Origin of the sequence: Acidaminococcus sp. BV3L6 (assembly GCF_000468835.1) — a bacterium.
GTDB classification, from domain to species: domain Bacteria; phylum Bacillota; class Negativicutes; order Acidaminococcales; family Acidaminococcaceae; genus Acidaminococcus; species Acidaminococcus intestini.
Genome location: NZ_AWUR01000007.1, coordinates 103,645 through 121,013, shown reverse-complemented (window position 1 = coordinate 121,013; position 17,369 = coordinate 103,645). Strand labels below are relative to the sequence as shown.

At 50.3% G+C, this 17,369-nt stretch carries 16 protein-coding genes and 1 tRNA gene; all 17 read right to left on the bottom strand.

Going from position 1 to position 17,369, the window contains the following annotated elements:
- Positions 1–44: 44 nt before the first annotated feature.
- Positions 45–135, bottom strand: a tRNA-Ser gene (locus HMPREF1246_RS01705).
- A 67-nt stretch (positions 136–202) separates the two neighbouring features.
- A complete protein-coding gene (locus HMPREF1246_RS01700; RefSeq protein WP_021736466.1) occupies positions 203–1,513 on the bottom strand; it encodes an aminopeptidase C in 1,311 nt (436 codons plus the stop codon).
- A gap of 167 nt (positions 1,514–1,680) precedes the next feature.
- Positions 1,681–2,865, bottom strand: a complete 1,185-nt coding sequence (locus HMPREF1246_RS01695) for an MFS transporter (protein WP_021736458.1) — start codon at positions 2,863–2,865, stop codon at positions 1,681–1,683.
- Positions 2,866–3,186: 321 nt separating this feature from the next.
- The gene (locus tag HMPREF1246_RS01690; protein ID WP_021736496.1) at positions 3,187–4,260 is read right to left on the bottom strand and encodes an alpha/beta fold hydrolase; all 1,074 of its coding nucleotides are present in this window, start codon (positions 4,258–4,260) and stop codon (positions 3,187–3,189) included.
- Between the two features lie 11 nt (positions 4,261–4,271).
- On the bottom strand, positions 4,272–4,994 hold the full coding sequence (locus tag HMPREF1246_RS01685; RefSeq protein ID WP_021736498.1) for a dihydrofolate reductase family protein: 723 nt from the start codon (positions 4,992–4,994) through the stop codon (positions 4,272–4,274).
- Positions 4,991–5,548, bottom strand: a complete 558-nt coding sequence (locus HMPREF1246_RS01680; RefSeq protein ID WP_021736477.1) for a flavin reductase family protein — start codon at positions 5,546–5,548, stop codon at positions 4,991–4,993. Before HMPREF1246_RS01680 ends, HMPREF1246_RS01685 begins: the two co-directional genes overlap by 4 nt.
- A 39-nt stretch (positions 5,549–5,587) precedes the next feature.
- Positions 5,588–6,586, bottom strand: a complete 999-nt coding sequence (locus tag HMPREF1246_RS01675; RefSeq protein ID WP_021736475.1) for an aldo/keto reductase — start codon at positions 6,584–6,586, stop codon at positions 5,588–5,590.
- A gap of 20 nt (positions 6,587–6,606) precedes the next feature.
- On the bottom strand, positions 6,607–7,485 hold the full coding sequence (locus HMPREF1246_RS01670; RefSeq protein WP_021736471.1) for an alpha/beta hydrolase: 879 nt from the start codon (positions 7,483–7,485) through the stop codon (positions 6,607–6,609).
- 214 nt (positions 7,486–7,699) lie between these two features.
- Positions 7,700–8,611 carry a LysR family transcriptional regulator gene (locus HMPREF1246_RS01665; protein ID WP_014128654.1) on the bottom strand — a complete coding sequence of 304 codons (912 nt, stop codon included), beginning with the start codon at positions 8,609–8,611 and terminating at the stop codon, positions 7,700–7,702.
- 125 nt (positions 8,612–8,736) lie between these two features.
- Positions 8,737–9,303: a TMEM175 family protein gene (locus HMPREF1246_RS01660; RefSeq protein WP_021736493.1), complete on the bottom strand. Its 567-nt coding sequence runs from the start codon at positions 9,301–9,303 to the stop codon at positions 8,737–8,739.
- 598 nt (positions 9,304–9,901) lie between these two features.
- On the bottom strand, positions 9,902–10,699 hold the full coding sequence (locus HMPREF1246_RS01655; RefSeq protein WP_014128655.1) for an ABC transporter permease: 798 nt from the start codon (positions 10,697–10,699) through the stop codon (positions 9,902–9,904).
- 4 nt (positions 10,700–10,703) lie between these two features.
- A complete protein-coding gene (locus tag HMPREF1246_RS01650) occupies positions 10,704–11,483 on the bottom strand; it encodes an ABC transporter ATP-binding protein (protein WP_009016360.1) in 780 nt (259 codons plus the stop codon).
- Between the two features lie 631 nt (positions 11,484–12,114).
- Positions 12,115–13,128: an aldo/keto reductase gene (locus HMPREF1246_RS01645; RefSeq protein ID WP_009016359.1), complete on the bottom strand. Its 1,014-nt coding sequence runs from the start codon at positions 13,126–13,128 to the stop codon at positions 12,115–12,117.
- 257 nt (positions 13,129–13,385) lie between these two features.
- Positions 13,386–13,625 carry an aldo/keto reductase gene (locus HMPREF1246_RS10550; RefSeq protein WP_021736511.1) on the bottom strand — a complete coding sequence of 80 codons (240 nt, stop codon included), beginning with the start codon at positions 13,623–13,625 and terminating at the stop codon, positions 13,386–13,388.
- Positions 13,626–13,814: 189 nt separating this feature from the next.
- A complete protein-coding gene (locus HMPREF1246_RS10715) occupies positions 13,815–13,982 on the bottom strand; it encodes a hypothetical protein (protein WP_231368197.1) in 168 nt (55 codons plus the stop codon).
- Between the two features lie 365 nt (positions 13,983–14,347).
- On the bottom strand, positions 14,348–15,895 hold the full coding sequence (gene guaA, locus HMPREF1246_RS01630) for a glutamine-hydrolyzing GMP synthase (RefSeq protein WP_009016357.1): 1,548 nt from the start codon (positions 15,893–15,895) through the stop codon (positions 14,348–14,350).
- Between the two features lie 107 nt (positions 15,896–16,002).
- The gene (gene uraA / locus HMPREF1246_RS01625; RefSeq protein ID WP_009016356.1) at positions 16,003–17,271 is read right to left on the bottom strand and encodes a uracil permease; all 1,269 of its coding nucleotides are present in this window, start codon (positions 17,269–17,271) and stop codon (positions 16,003–16,005) included.
- Positions 17,272–17,369: the final 98 nt, after the last annotated feature.

Below are 17,369 nucleotides of genomic sequence, written 5' to 3'. Positions count from 1 at the left end.
TAAAAAAGCCTTCAGGATTGCTCCTGAAGGCTTATCATCCAATATGGCGGAGTGGCAGGGATTTGAACCCTGGCGAGGTTTAACCCTCCTAACGATTTAGCAAACCGTCCTCTTCAGCCACTTGAGTACCACTCCGTTAAAACAGCTGACTGTGATATCTTACACAATTTTTAGGGGAATGTCAAGAACATTTTAGAATTTTTCAGTGATCCTCATCCCAAGCATTGATGATGACCGGTTCTTCTTCAAGCATCTTGCGCTGTGCTTCCGTCAAGTGCTTTTTATGGATAACGGCTTCGTATACAAAGTCCTCGAAATATTTCTCGGAACAGACGAAATAACCGCCGTCGCCTACATCCTTGCCCCAGGAATTTTCAATTTTCCAGCGGTCGGGCACACCTGTCTCATCAAAATGAACGCCTACAAGGATCATGGCATGCGTTGCCGAACTGCTGTTATACTCGAGGCGCCTGCCTTTGGGCATAGCTGTTGAAAATCCGCCCAAAAGGGCCTCGCAGCAAACGCTCTCAGGATCCCAAACGCCTTCCTTCCGCGCTCCATAAGCCCCAGCATCGCAGGCAAACCAAATGGCATCTCCAGCTTCAAGCTGTTTGACGCAGAGCGCTTCCATCTCTTTTTGCGGCAAATTAAGTGCCAGCATATCGCGGCCCACCATGTTTTCCACTCCATGGAACTGGATGGGTTTATTAAGAGGCATGATCTCCGTCGGTTCATTGACAATGGCTACGTAATCCCGGAGCGAACCTTCGACATATTGATGATAAAAATCAAGAGGCGTCAGATTCCGTTCCTCATGATAGACCTTGTCCTTGTCTCGATAGGAAAAATCAAAGGTCTGGACCGGTTCACCAAAAGCAATGCACTGGGCATCGTAGATTTCCTGCATCATTTCCTTCTTACGGGCATAAGGATCCTTTCCGGCAAGAACGAGTTCCCGCAGTTCCCAGGCGTCTTTGCGCACAAGGCGATTGATGGTGCTCACAAAGCAAGCCGTATGACTTGACTGGTACGTTTCCGGCTGGACCTGTTTGGGGACAACACCGTATTTTTCCACGAGATCAACGGCTTCGCACCAGTATCCTCCATCGGCAACGCCCTGGAGCACATACTGCATGAGCTCCCCCTTAATGGGTTCATGGGCATGGTCGATGACCATCTGCAGAACGTTATTGGATTTTTCCAGCTTATCATAAAAAGAAAGGTAGTTCTGAGAAAGCTCAAATTCATCAAGCTTGCATTTTTCCGCCACCTTTTCGCGGAGGATGTTTAGGGCCGCAAACAGCCAGCATCGACCGGACTGTTCCTGGGCCGTAATGCCGCGGGTCTTTACTTCCACGGAAAAAGCGCCTTTAAGGGCCGCCCCTTTAAGCGGCACGTAGGAAAGGTCCGCCATATCGGTTTTATAAAGCATTGTATGAAGGGTCTGTGCCCCGTCTTTTTGGGCATAGGACCGGCTAAACTCCTGAAGAAGGTCGGGGGTCAGTTCTTTCATGGGATTCATCCTTTCTGCATTCCTTTGTTTTAAGGCTGCTATCCTATTATACCATATGAAGGAGGTCAATATTTTGGCTCAGCGCACAAATCGCACCGTTTAGTTGCCGTTACATAACAAAAATCCCGAAGCAGGGCGTCTCCCCTGCTCCGGGTTCTATGATGAAGTTAAGGCTGCCCGCTTCCTGCCTTTATTTTCGGCACGTAAAAGCACAGGGCAACAAGGATCGCACCTACAGCAAGGACGGCACCGGCAAAGCCGATGTAGGACAGCAGGTCCCTTGAAACAAGGTGTCCACCAAGCCAGGTGCCGCTTGCAATCCCCACGTTGAAAATGCCCGAATAAATAGCCATGGCAACAGGCGCTGCCGCTTGGGGGCAGCCACGGATGAGTTCGGCCTGCATAGTGGTCCCGAACATGGTAAAGATCATGCCAAAGACCATGCAGCAAAGGAGCATAGTCGGGCGGAAGGACGCTGCCGGCAAAAAGAGCACCATGACCGCAAGAAGGGCCCCCAGTTCAAAGTAAAATACGGGCTGGCGGCGCGCTTCATAAAAGCGGGAAAAGACAGCACTGCCGCCGATGCCGCAGACACCAAGGAAGACAAGTGTCCACGTAATGCCTTGGGCCGAGAAATGGGCCACCGTTTCAAGAAAGGGCTCGATGTAGCTGTAGACCGTGAAATAGGAGCCTGCATACAGAAGGGCCAGGAAGGACACACCCATGACAATGGGATTTCGCAAAAGGCCGGGCAGGTCATGGAGCGTAAAGGGCGCCCCTTGCGTCAGCACAGGGAAGATACGCCACAGATAGGCCATGTCCAATAGGGAAACAAAGGAAAGGAACAGGAAGGTCATGCGCCACCCAAGGGCAAGACCAATGAGCCGCCCCAAGGGGAGCCCCAAGATCATGGCAATGGATGTACCCGTTGCAACCATGGAAAGGGCAAAAGGCTGATGCCCCCGCGGCACAATCTGCGTTGCCAACGGGCCCACAATGGCCCAAAAGATCGAATGGGCACAGGCGACGACAATGCGGAAGGCGACGAGCATGGGGAAATTGACGGCAAGACCGGAGCCCGCCTGACCTATGACAAAAAGGGCCATGGTAAAAAGGAGGAGCCGTTTCGGTGCCATGCGGCACGTTGCCAGCATGAGGGGCAGGGAAAGGAACCCTACAAACCAGGCGTAGAGCGTGATCATGATGCCCGTGTGGCCCGGCGACATGCCGAAGGATTGGGAAATATCAAGGAGCAAGCCAATGGGCATAAATTCCGACGTATTGAACAAAAAGGCGGAAGCAGAGAGGCCCAGCAAAGGGTAAAGGGATGAGACAGGAATCGAAGTACGCATGATAATCTTCCTTTGAAAAAACGGACGGATCGGTTCCTTTGGTGCACCATGCCCGCAAGGAAGACCTGCCGTCCCGCAGCTTGATGTAACTGGATAGGAACGGAACGTGCTGTCCCTATCTAGGGTAAGCCATTAGCCAAGTGGATTACTAGGCTATACTACACCATTTTTACTAAAAGTGCCACTTTTTTCTCCGTAGTGACTGCAATTTTTTCTCGAAAGATTTTTCTTTCCATGGGCTTTCCCGCGGCATTCCCAGGGTAAAAAAAGACTAAATGTATTTAATCCGCCTTAGGTTCCCTGCTCTGCTACTTATGAAATTCATTTTGCGGCGTACGTTTGAAGCCACTTCTCAAGCAATTCTGCAATCTCGTCACGATTTGCTTCTTCGAACATAAAATGAGAGTTTCCTTTGATGCCGAGCTTGGGCAAATGGACGACCGTACTCGTAAGTCCTTCTTTTTCATAGGCCGCTGTAAATGTATCGGCCGTTTCTGCCATGCGCTGCCACATAGCAGCTGCGGGAATGTCAGGAAGGTCATTTCCAATATAGTCCCCATAATAGAAGGTGACAGGGATTTTTTGCTCTGCCATGGCTTTATAAGCCGCACTGCCAGGCGCTGCAGCGCCGCCCGGTTCAATGGCGACAATGGCCGCTACATGAGGCGTGTAGCGTACCGTTTCCCAGCCCGGTCCGCCGCCCTGGGAATGGGTCACGAGGATGGACTTTTTCCCCGTCCGGTCGTAGATTTCATCAATGGCAGCAGCGACGGCCTTTGCGACAACATCCGTATCAATGGCCTGCTCACCGGCGGCGTTATCCATGCCCGTATCCGGTGTCATCTGCCGGAAGAACTGGTTCAGGGCCGCTTCTCCTTTGGGGAACTTGGAGTCCTTATTATATGTAAAGGCGCCATTTTTGTAGGTACCGATGCGAAACTGCGTATACCAAGTCTGGTCACTAGGGGTCGTCGTCATGGTGCCCGCCTTCCCTGTTGCCCCTGCCTCACCACGGCGCGGTTCATCAATAAGGTACACACTGTGACCGTGGCGCAAAAAGAAATCCGCCCAGCCCGGCTTGCCGTCCGGCGTCGCCATCCATCCCGTGCGGGACTGACCATAGCCATGGAGAAAGACCATGGGAAGGCCCGTTTCCTTTTGGGGCACTTCATAAAGGACATTGGCGTGGTCCACATGGGCCGTGGCCCCTTCCCGCGACGTATAGTAGTGACTGATGTCAAAGGTTCCCGGAGAATGGAGCACGGTCCCGCCGGCAGAAAAGATGCCTTGTTCCTTGATCTGAAGGGATTCTGCCGCTTCTCCGAAAGAAACCGTGCCAAAAGTCATCACGGCCGCACTAAAAAGGGCCGCTGCAAGAAATTGCCTCTTTTTCATCCCTACCCTCCTTATCCATTTACCCGCTCATAGCGGATCCACAGCGCATCTTTTGCAAGGACTTCCACACCCTTTAAGATAAAGGCCGGGTTCTTCAAAAGGGGCGCCCCATCCATGGCTTCAAAAGAGGTTGCCCCCTTTTCCATTTCCGCGACGGGAACGATGACAAGACTCAGTTCATCAATAAGGCCCTCCCGCAGGAAGGTGCCGTTCGTGAGGCCGCCGCCGCTTAAGGCAATGCGGGAAATACCAAAAAGGTCCGCTAGTTTTTGCAGGATGACGGAGCCTTTAAGGCTATCCTCGCCGGCTACAATATAGGAGACGCCCACTTCCCGGAGATAGGAAAGATAAGCGCCGGAGACTTTTTCCGACACCACTTCAATGATGTGCTGACGGGGCCCTGTACCGCGCTGCAGGAAAGGCCGAAGGTAGGCAAGCCTTCCCAGGGGATCGAGGACCACCTGAAAGCCCTCATTATCTGCCGCTTCCGGGCTCACCCAATCCTTTTTGGGAAGGTCCTTTTTACCTGCAAGGACTGCCTCATTAAGTTTTCCCTCGCAGAAGGCTTCCATGGTCACCGCGCCAAAAACAATGGCGTCACAATGGTAGCCGCTGCGGATCTTACCCGTGCGGTCAAGGCCAGGTCCAGCCGCCGGATTATCAAAGAAGGCCCCATCGATCTTGCCGTTGAGGCTTGTCAGCATATGGCAGACCACAAAAGGTTTCTCCGTCATTTCAGTTCGCCCCCATCCTTAAAAGCCGTGCCGACTTTTTCGCCAAGGACGTGATAGGTACGATGGAAAGGTTCAAAGGAAAGGGGCGCGAACCGCGTCATATCAAGGTTTCCCTCAACATCAAGGGCACTTTCATCGATGCTTACATTTTCAATCTTGCCAATAAGGCTTCCGTCTTCGTTCACCTTAATGAGGGAGCACTCAAGGGCAACGGGGAGATCTATTACAAGGGGGGCGTCGACAAATTCACTTTTTACAACGTGGAAGCCCGATTTTTCCACTTTCTTTGGTTCATTTTTTGCTGACACAAGGCCCACGTAATCAGCGGAAACAAGATGTGCCTTATCAGCAAAGCTGATGGTAAAGGCTTTCTTTACCTTGATGTTTTCCGTTGTCTGATGACTTTGGCTAAGGCTCAAGATCACCTTATCTTCTTCATAAAGTCCGCCCCAAGCGGCGTTCATAAGGTCCGGCTTCCCCTTTTCATCGTAGGAACCAATGATGAGGACGGGCAGTGGATAAAAGAAAGGTTTCGTTCCAAGATTTTTACGCATAATAGTGCCTCCTATTGTCACTTAGTGAATCATACCGATTTATTTTTTGATGGCCGTGCCGCCAAAAACCGCAGACATTTTCGTATGGCGCAGCTCTCCGTCAAGGGACGCCAGTTCTTCCGGCGTAAAGCTAAGGGTTGCAGCGCCCAAGTTTTCTTCGAGACGACTGCGCTTCCGCGTCCCTGGGATGGGCACAATATAGGGCTTTTTCTCTAGCATCCAGGCAAGGGAAACCTGGGCCGGCGTGGCGTTTTTTTCGCGGGCGATCTTTTCGAGAAGGGCTACGAGGCCTGCATTTTCAGCCTGCCCTTCACTGGAAAATTGGGGCATGACGGAGCGGTAATCGCCTTTTTCCGTAAAGGCCGCGCCCATTTTGTAGGCCGCCGTCAAAAAGCCGTTTGCAAGGGGCGAAAAAGCAACAAAGCCCACGCCCAGCTCCTCCAAGACGGGGAAAAGAGATTCATACCAGCGGGCCATCATGGAATAGCGGTTCTGGATGGCCGTCACCGGGCAGGCCTTGTGGGCCCGACGCAGCGTTTCTTCGTCCACTTCGGAAAGGCCCCAATGGGTAATCTTTCCCTCATCAATAAGGTCCTTCACCGTTCCCGCCACTTCCTCAATAGGAATCTTGGGGTCGACGCGGTGCTGGTAGTACAGGTCGATATGGTCCGTCTGAAGCCGTTTTAGGGAGCCTTCCACGCTTTTGCGGATCGTTTCCGGACAAGAATCGACGATGAGCGGTTTATTGACGGACGGTGCGTCCCAGTCAAAACTGATGCCAAACTTCGTGGCAATCTTCACCTTGCTGCGATAGGGCTTTAATGCAATCCCCAAGAGTTCTTCATTGTCGTGAGGGTTTTCTTCCGTGCCGTAGGATTCAGCCGTGTCAAAAAATGTGCAGCCAAGCTCGACGGCGCGCGCAATCAGTTCCGTCATTTCCTTGCGGTCACTAGGCGCGCCATAAGCATGGCTCATGCCCATACAGCCAAGACCGATGGCAGAAACTTCAAGGTCTTTTCCAAGCATCCTTTTTTTCATGATGATTCTTTCCTCCTCGGTTATTTTTTCATTTGTGCTTCCCAGAAGGCAACGGCCTTATCAAACCAGCCTTCTGACGCCGTTCCGGTGCCAAGACCAAAGCCATGGCCAAGGCCGGGATAATGATGGAATTCCGTGGGAATGCCAAGATTGCTTAGGATTTCCAACCGGCGCTGCATAACGCGCCAATTGGCGATGCCATCATCGTCACCAACCACGGCAAAGGTTGGCGGGTCGTTTTTGGTGTAATCCGAATGGCCCGTGTACTCCATGATGACAGCCCCTGGACGAGGCAGGTCATTCCCGCCAAAAGCTGCGGGCCCGTAAGAGCCAAGGTAGGCCGCCATGCGGGCCCCTGCCGAAGCGCCCCAAAGGGAATAGTCCTTGGTGTCAACGCCCAGTTCATCCGCATGGGCAAAGATGAAGCTGATGGCCCGCGCCAGGTCTTCGCAGGCCGTTTGCGCGCCCGGTCGGTAGATGAGGGCAAAGGCGTTATAGCCCCGTTTAGAAAGCTCATAAGCATGGGGAAAACTATCGTGCATGGCGCCCACATAGATAAAGCCGCCGCCAGCGTTCACAACGGCAAAAGGAGCCCCTTTCCGGCCTTTGAAGAAAAAAAGGCCCGTGTCCTTTTTGCGGGGGTCCGCCGCCTTTTTGGCAACGCTGTAGATATCATAAAATACCGTTTCATTTTGCTGCGCCCGCTCCCAAAGGTCATTGACAATGGCTGTCGTCTCCTTGGGGTCGATGTGACAGTACCAAATGAGTCGGAGGTCTTCCAAGGTGTGACCGCTCCAGTAGCCTGTATGAACGGGGAAAAGGAGCCACCCGTAAGGTTTAAAAACAGGCGATTCCATAACCTCTTTGATGGGCGTCTTTTGCGTGAAATGTCCGTTCATCGTCGTGTTCCTTTCCTCTATGGTCTGCTCTTTTTGCAGCGCTTAGCTCGCCTGCATGTCCCCGCAGCCGGAACCAAAGAGCAGGAGTGCCGAAAGGGCAAGGATGCCAAAGGTTATCTTCATAGGGGATCCTCCTTTTCGCTTATGTCCCCATTATAAAAAAAGCGAGACCTCCACAGAAGTCTCGTTTCGCTTTGCAGTATGAACCTTTTCGTTAAAGCTCGTTTTTAGTAAACCTTTCCGTTATCTGCGCAAGGGCGTGCAAAAAGCGCTTTACTGGCGCCGAAGGCTTATGCCCGTAAAGGAGCCCATAAGGGACCGTGTAGTCCCACCTCACAGGAAGGATCTTAAGAAGAGGATGAACAGCTTCCCACTGAGGAACGGCCATAAGGAGGGCGTTCTTCCGGTCACATTCGTTAAAGGCTTCCGTATCATAAAAATCAAAGTCTATCAATTTGATTTCAGGATGCCCGTCCATGAGATCGTGACGCAGTTCATCCACATAATGGTTCCACCCTTCCCGAATGAGCATGAGCGCCTCGCCATGAAGGTCCTCTACGGTGAGAAAGTCCTTTCTCGCCAAGGGATGATGCAGGGAAAGGGCACAGCAAAGGGGGGTCCTTTTAAGTTCAAAACCCTGGCATCTCCGCAGGCGCAGCATCGTTTCGTCAAAAATCCCCGCCACAACATCAATATTGCGTCCTAAATGAGACAAGATTTCCCGCGCGTTTTCCGGCGTGTTTTCAAAAGGAATGACCTGGAATTTGATTCTTTGATCAAAGTCCTGCAACTGAGGCATCAAATCCACAAGGACCTGGGCCGGCGTCATGGGCGAAGACCCGATGCGGATGGTCTCTGCCCCCTGCTCCATGGCCCTCCGGGCCCGGACGATGGAATCCTTGCTGTACTGAATGACGTAACGGGCATCTTCGGCAAGGGAGGCCCCTGCTGCGGTGAGAAAAAGACCGCGGTGAGTCCGTAGAAAAAGCGAAAAGCCCAAGCTTTTTTCAAGGCCATTGATCTGTTTGATGACAGCAGGCGGAGAAATGTATAAAACTTCGGCCGCTTTATTGAAACTGCCATTGTCGGCAACGCACAAAAATGTCTCAAGACGCGGATCATACAAGATGGGATCCTCCCTTCTTACCGGTTTCTACTTCCTTTCATGATACAATGAGGACCGTACCGCGTCAAGAAAAGCCCCTTACCTCCTCACTGATTGAGAAAGCAAAGGGCCTGACAAGCAGGGTTTCAAGAAGCGTGGCCTTCTACTTCAGGAAAGATCCATAAAAAGGCTGTCAGAACATAAATCAAATAGACCGCAGGAACATAGATGTAGGCAAGCGGCACCGTAACGGCATAGCTTGTGACCGTGAGAAGGTTCCGTCTGTCCCCCGTCGCCACCGTCCAAAGGCTGTCCATTTGTCCTTTGGCGTGACGGATGGTCATATCAAGGGTTTGATAAGCGATGGCCGTAAGGAAAAGGACCCCACCATAAAGAGAAACGGGTACAGCGGCAAATCCTGTATTAGAAGCCCAGGCCGTAGCAAAAGGAATGAGGGACACAAAAAACATCCACAAAAGATTGGCCCACAGGCTTCGACCCTTGATGGTCTCCACGGACTGGAGCAGTCGGTGATGATTCACCCAGTAAATCCCAACATAGGTATAGCTGATAATGTAGCCAATGAACGTCGGAATAACGGCGCCAAGATCGCGCCAAGATTTTCCTTCCGGCGCCTCCATGGCAAGGACCATGATGGTGATGATGATGGCAAGGACGCCGTCACTGAACGCTTCCAGTCTATTTTTAGGCATGTTTCCTCCTAAAGAGTGAGATGATGATAAGGGTATTATACAGGAAAAAGACAGTGATTTAAAGTGGGCTGTCAGGCTGTCTTTTCAGGGCATCAGCCCTGAAAAGCTGTTTCGATCCGGCGGATCTAGCTGTCGAGCGAAAGATACTGAGGAAAAAGCTGTATTGCTGTGATGCTAAAAGACCGGAAGGGAAAAGACGGTGAAGCAAAAGAGTAAACGGCGGTACGCGCTGGTCACAATACTCAGCTCTAAGTCTAATAAATACTGATATGAACGAAATCTAAAGAGCCCCCGCTTCCACCGACGACGGCGTACGATTTATGTACGTCTAGGAGGTTAGGAGTGTGGGCGACAAAGTAGATGGGCCCATATGGGCCGAAGATTGCAAAAAGCGTCTGCTTTAATGAGCTGGGCGAGGGAGATGACGACACATGGTTAGGAGGGGGAGCGCCCAGGCGCAGGCTATTCCCCCACCAGAAACGAAACATCCACGAATCGGCATGCCCCCATCGCATCCTTAAATTAAGGAATTAAGGAATTAAGCAATGAAGGTACGTTCTTCCGGAGAATCGGAACGATTTGTGCTCCAAGAAACAAATCAATGACGATACACCATCCGATCAAACCGCTTAAAAGCCACTCGTCCCATAAAAAGGATCCAAATCACCATGCCAAGGAGTGTTCCCCACAGGGGCAGACTGTAGATTTGGGGCGTCATGACGGCGCGAATGGCTTCATTGATCCAGGTCAAGGGATCGATGAGCGTTATAGCCTGCATGACAGGAAGGGGCGCTAGCTGGTGCCAGGTATAAAAGATGCTTCCCAAAAAAACAACAGGCATGAGAAAACCGGGGAACATGGCGGCAATCTGGGAGGGTTTGATGATGGTCCCCACAAGGAGTCCCATAGCAGCAGAAGCAAACGCCGTGAGAAGAAGGACCAGAACAAGGAGAGGCAGTCGCTCCGGGGAAAGGTCGATAGAAATGGCGTGGCCCATAAAGATCAGTGAAATGGGAAGAACGATAAGGCCCCCCACAAAGGATTCAAGGACGCCGACAGTCATCTTGGCATAAGCAACAGTGCGGCTTGATACAGGCGCCAGGAGTCGGTCTTCAATTTCGCGGAGGTTATGGAAATCCATGGAAATCGGTACAGCCGTTCCGTGAATACCCGTAATGAGCATGCTCATACCAATCATACCGCAGAACATATGGGTCGGAAATTCCGCAGGCAAAAGGCCCACCGTCGGCAGCATAAAGCCATAGACAACAATGAGAATCAAGGGCAGCATGGCCACCCGAAAGATGAATTCATTATGATCCCGCCACTGAACCAAAAGGTCCCGGGACACCATGGCCCAAAAGGCCGTTTTTGTTTCATGATTTGAAGTACTCATCAGTTTACGCCTCCCTATTGGCAGTTTGCCGATCATCGACGCCGTCACGGTCTGTGAGGGTCAGGAATACATCATTGAGGGAACGGGTCCCCGTTTGTTTTTCAAGATCTTCCACAGTCCCATAAGCAAGAAGCTCACCCTGCTTCATGATAGCGACATGGTCACAGAAGGACTCAACTTCTTCCATATAATGGGTTGTGAGGAAAATGGTCGTCCCTTCTCGATTCATCTTAAGCATCTGGTCCCAAAGAATCTTGCGATAGTTTGGGTCAAGGCCTGTTGTCGGCTCATCGAGGAAGAGAACTTCCGGATTGTGGAGCATGGCCCGCGCAATCTTGAGACGCTGCGCCATGCCGCCTGAATAGGAACGAACAAAGTCCTTACGGCGTTCCCATAGACCAAACTTCCGCAGCAGCGCTTCCGAACGCTCACGGATGACCTTAGGGTCCATGCCAAAATAACGACCGTGATAATAGAGGTTCTCCTCTGCCGTGAGCTGCCGCTCCAGGTTGTTATGCTGAGCGACCACACCAATCTTACGGCGAATGGCAGCCACATCACCCGTAAGATCCTTTCCATCATAGAGAATCTTACCGCCCGTAGGAAGCAGCTGTGTCGTCACCATGTTGATGGTCGTCGACTTACCGGCGCCGTTAGCACCTAAGAAACCAAAGATCTCGCCTTTTTCCACTTGGAAGGAAACATGTTTTACGGCGTGGATGACGCCCGACTTTGCCTTAAAATCTTTCTGCAGGTTTTCCACCTGCAAAACAGTCTCTTTCATACCTATCGTCCTTTCTTTATATACCCCTTATGGGTATTTTATTACGAGATTTATTATATACCCCCATAAGGTATATTGCAAGGACTTTTTTAAGAAGTAGCTTAAACAAAAAAGGAGAAGGAGGCTGTGATGCCAAAGACTGGATGTCCAGCGCCAAACCGGTAAGCGCCCTATTAGGAAGAGAACTTCAACGATAAAAAGGCGGCTTTGGCTAAAAGGGCATATTTTATTAAAAAGGAAAAAAGGGATTTGCGTCCCCTTGTCCCGCTTTGCTCCACCGGCTCCTATCGTTATCTTATGCAAACGCTTTCTGCACAAATTTTTGAGCCGTAGGCTCAGTAAATCATTCAGCGTCTCACGTACCCCCTGTCACGATTCCATTCCTTTCTCTCCTCACACATGGGAAGCTTGCGAATCCATTTCGAAGGAATCGGGTCCTGAGGGGAAAGATTCGACGTCATCTGATCCAGCGCAGACGGTATGCGGCTTCCTGCATTGTACCTAAAGAAAATAGAAACTATAAACGAGGTCAAGACGGTAATTCTCTTTAAAACTTCACTTTTATATAAGAGCCTCCTCCAGAAAATAAAGAAGCTTCCAAGTCATCATCACTTGAAAGCTTCTTCATTTCTTAACATAACGAATGCTTCACATCCAGCAGCATAACACCTGGTTTTGGATTTCTATCAACTGCCCCCACAATGGGATGAGGCACATAATTTTCTTCCAGATAATCAATCTCCTGAGGGGAAAGCTTTACCTTCAGCGCAGCAGACGCGTCATCTAAATAATGTGCTTTCGTTGCTCCAATAATGGGAGACGAAACACCCTTTGCCCACTGCCAGGCAAGCGCTATCTGAGCCATTGTATAGTGGTGGCGCTCAGAAAGCTCCTGTACCCTTTTAATTATTTTGACATCCTGCTCCTTCATACGATCATATTTCCCAGCAGCCACCTTATCCGTTCGCCCCCTAAGAGACCCAGATGACCACTTTGCTCTTGTCAGATGACCTGAGGCCAGCGGGCTGTATGGCATCAAGGAAACATTCATTTGTTTGCAAATAGGAATCAGCTCTCGCTCATCTTCACGGTAAATCAGGTTGTAATGGTTCTCCATGACAGAAAAGGGCGTCCACCCATGCTCTTTTGCTGCCATCTGCATATGATAGAACTGGTATCCGTACATAGCCGAAGCGCCTAAAGCGCGCACTTTACCAGCTCTGACCAACTCATGCAACGCCTCCATGGTTTCTTCAATGGGTGTTTCATAATCAAAGCGATGGATGATATATAAGTCGAGATAATCTGTTCCCAATCGTTTGAGACTACCTTCGATTTCTCGCATAATGGCCTTCCGCGATAACCGGCCCTCATTAAAGTACACCTTAGAAGCGATTACGACTTTATTCCTAGCAATATTATGTTTTATCGCACGCCCCAAATATTCTTCACTTGTTCCAGCAGAATAACCATTGGCTGTATCAAAAAAATTAATGCCTAAGTCCAAGGCATGCCGAATCACAGCTTCACTCTGCTGTTTATCCAGCGTCCAGTCATGCATGGTTCCTGCCTTGCCAAAGCTCATACAGCCAACGCATAGTTTAGACACTTCAATATCCGTTGTTCCTAATTTGGTATACTCCATTTCGTTTGCCTCCTTATTGCTCAAGTTTGATCTTGTGGGCCGATATATCTCTTTCAGACTATGGACATCCAAAATCAGAATGGGACCTCCAGTAATTTCTGCCATATCTTTATTAAAAAGCATGAAATCGTTCGTACGAAAATTTTGGTAGATTCGTTCAGCATGGACCAATCTAGGAATATCAACGATACGGCTTTGGAAAAGCCATCGCAGGATGACTTGAGCCGTCTTTTTCCCATACTTTGGACCAATTCCAGCTAAAACAGGAGGCTGAAAAAAGCCAGCATGTCCCTCTGCAAAAAAGTCCAAGCCACGGGGCAGTTATGGTACTGATCCATGACACGCTGTAATTCCTCCTGCTGGGAAAAAAGCTGAAGCTCAACTTGATTGACGGCCGGAACAATCTCATTGCTTATGACCAAATCTACAAGCCTGTCTGGCATAAAGTTGCAGACTCCTATGGCCTTGATCTTACCAGCTTGATACAGTTCCTCCATGGCTCGTCAGCTTCCATAGCAATCCCTATATGGCATATAAATCAGGTAGAGATTGAGATAGTCCCTCTGAAGATTCTTTAAGGTCTTTTCAAAAGAACACATGGTTTTATCGTACCCTGCATCCTGAATCTACATCTTGAAAGTTAGGAAAACTTCTTTTCTGGAAATCCCACATTCCTTAACGGCTTCTCACTCTGCTCCTTCCTTTTCATAGCAGGCAGCCGTATCAATCAGTCGATACCCAATGTTCAAAGCGGTCAGAAGGCTTCTTTTGCACAATCCATAATCAGTTACCTGAAAAACACCCATTCCAAGCAAGGGCATCTGTACATGGTGATTTAGTTCTATGGCATCCATAGAAAAGGTTCCTTTCATCCCACTTGGATTCCTCATTTCATTCAATCCTTCTCCGCTATAGTCATGATCATCCTTATAAGTCTGCTTTTTCAAATAATCTATCAGGGTTTTCCCCTATAAGGAAAGAGAGGCATAGATAATCATCGGTCTTCTCGCAGCCATTTTATTTTATTGCATCTGTTCTACTATGTTAAATACCTATTTTAAGTAAGCTGCAATGCCTAATTGGCATTGTACTGATCTCTACGGGAAGGACCTGCACGAAGAAGAAGGATTACCGCAAGGAATTTCTTTTTTTTACTTGCAACAAAAAACACCCGGCAAGTCTCCAAAGACTTGCCGGGTGTTTCCTCTTCTTGTTTCTCTCATTCCCACTCAATCGTTGCAGGCGGTTTGCTCGTGATGTCATAGACGACACGGTTGACGCCAGGCACTTCATTGACGATGCGGCGGGAGACGATATCAAGGACATGGTAGGGGATATGGGACCAGTCACTTGTCATGCCGTCGGTGCTGTTGACGGCGCGCAGAGCGATGGTGTTGGTATAGGTTCTGAAGTCACCCATGACCCCAACACTGCGGATGTTCGGCAGGCAGGCAAAGTACTGCCAGATACTGCGGTCAAGACCGGCTTTGGCAATTTCTTCGCGGAAGATGGCATCGGCTTCGCGGACAATGGCAAGTTTTTCTTCCGTGACTTCACCAAGGACGCGGATGGCAAGACCCGGTCCCGGGAAGGGCTGACGCCAAACAAGTTCACTTGGAATGCCGAGTTCTTCCCCAACGGCACGGACTTCATCCTTAAAGAGCGCACGCAGTGGTTCGATGAGGTCAAGGTCCATGTCTTCCGGCAGGCCGCCGACGTTATGGTGGCTCTTGATAGTGGCACTGGTGCCGGTGCCGCCCGATTCAACGACGTCCGGGTAGATAGTGCCCTGAACGAGGTAATCGACATGACCGATTTTCTTGGATTCTTCTTCAAAGACGCGAATGAATTCTTCGCCGATAATCTTGCGTTTCTTTTCCGGATCGCTGACGCCCTTGAGTTTCGACAGGAAACGTTCCTTGGCGTCAACACGGATGAGGTTCATGTCAAAGTCTCGTTTGAAGACTTGTTCCACTTGGTCGCCTTCGTTCTTACGAAGCAGGCCATGGTCAACAAAGACGCAGGTGAGTTGCTTACCCACGGCCTTGTGGACGAGAACCGCAGCAACCGAGGAATCAACGCCGCCGCTCATGGCGCACAGGACATTCTTATCCCCCACTTTTTCACGAATGGCTTCGATCTGGGTCTGGGCAAAGCTCGACATGGACCAGTCACCGGAAAGGCCGCAAATATCAAAGAGGAAGTTGCTGAACATTTTCTTGCCAAAGGGCGTATGCATGACTTCCGGATGAAACTGGACGCCGTAGAAGCGTTTTTCCTCGTTCATCATGGCCGCAACAGGGCATTCTTCCGTATGGCCCGCCACAACAAAGCCTTCCGGTACGGTTTCGACATAATCCTGATGGCTCATCCAGCAGATGTTGTTCTTTTCGATCCCGGAGAAAAGGCGCGTTTCGTTATCGAGGGAAACCGCGGTCTTTCCATATTCACCGGCAGAACCCGCATGGGCAACGACGCCGCCCAGTTTCTTTGCCATGAGCTGATGGCCATAGCAAAGACCGAGGATAGGAATCCCTAAGGAGAAAACACCATCGTCGATAGACGGCGTATTTTCAGCATAAACACTGTTCGGTCCACCGGAGAAGATCAGGGCTTTTGGATTCTTGGCCTTGATTTGATTGATGGTATAGCTATAAGGAATGATTTCGCAGTAAACGCCACATTCACGGACACGGCGCGCAATCAGCTGTGCATACTGGGCGCCAAAGTCAACGACCAGGACAAGTTCATGCTGTAAGTTTTCCATGTTCTTCCTCCCTATTTGTTATATTCAGAACAATATATCATAATTCTATCATATTTTCAATGAAAGATGCGCCCATTTTGCGCTCATTTGCGAAAAAAGTTCGTCCTTTATTCCCGTTCCACCCAGCCGATTTTTTCAAAAATCAGGAAGGCAAGGCTGGCAAGGATGGCGACGACCGTAGCAAGGCCCATTCCCTTAAGCTGAACAGGACCAATGACGATGGTGGCACCGCTAAGACCGGAAATGAGGGTCAGGGCAGAAAGAATCAGATTCTTCGGTTTAGTGAAATCCACCTTGCGATCGACCATCATGCGCAGGCCCGACGAAGCAATGAAACCAAAAAGAAGGATGCTGACGCCACCCATAACAGGACCGGGAATATTGTGGATAAGGGCAGCAATCTTTCCTACAAAGGAAAAGACAATGGCGAGGATGGCAGCGCCGCCAATGACCCAGGTGCTGTATACGCCGGTAATAGCCATAACCCCCATGTTTTCCCCATAAGTCGTGTTCGGCGTGGAGCCCGCAAGCCCGGAAAGCACGTTCGAAAGTCCGTCGGCAATGAGTGAGCGGTGAAGGCCTGGGTCCTTGATGAGATCACGGCCGACAATGTCGCTGGTCACAAAAAGGTGTCCCAAATGTTCAGCAAGGACGACAAAGACGGCCGGCAGGATCATCATGATGGCGTTCAGATGGAAGCTGGGACGATAAAAGGTTGGAGCCGAAATCCAAGCCGCGGCCGCAACGCTTTCAAAGGAGACAACGCCGAGACCATAGGCAATGGCGTAACCGCTCACCACGCCGATGAGGATGGGAATGATGCCGATAAAGCCCTTCCCCAGGAGGGTCGCAAGGATGGTGATGATGAGCGTTGCCGACGAAATCTCCATGGCCTGGATGTTCGTCATGCCCTTTACAGGATCCATAAAGCCTGCCATGTTCATGGCCATCGGTGCAAGTTCAAGGCCGATGATGGCGACAATGGCCCCCATGGCAGCAGGCGGAAAGAGTACATCAATCCACTTGGTCCCGATTTTCTTCACAAGAAGGCCCACAAGGATGAAACAGAGCCCAAAAGCAATGAAGCCTCCCTGCGCGTCCCCGTACGTAAGGCCCGCCGTGTGCGTAACGGCAAGGACAGGAGAAATAAAGGCAAAGCTTGAACCCAGGTAGCTTGGCAGGCGCCATTTACAAATGCTGAGATACAGCAAGGTGCCTACCCCGTTCATAAAAAGTGCCGTTGATGGGTCGACATTCAGCAGGAAAGGTACAAGGACCGTGGCGCCAAACATTGCAAATAGATGCTGCAGGCTAAGCGGCAGCGTCTGAAGAATAGGCAGCTTTTCTTCGACTTCGATAATGCGTCTTTCTTTCATTAAGATTGATCCCCCTCAGCAAATTTGTTGGTACTGCGCTACTAGTGTATCACAATGGATTCCCCGTGGTACAGTCATTTTTTAGGTGTTCTGAAAGC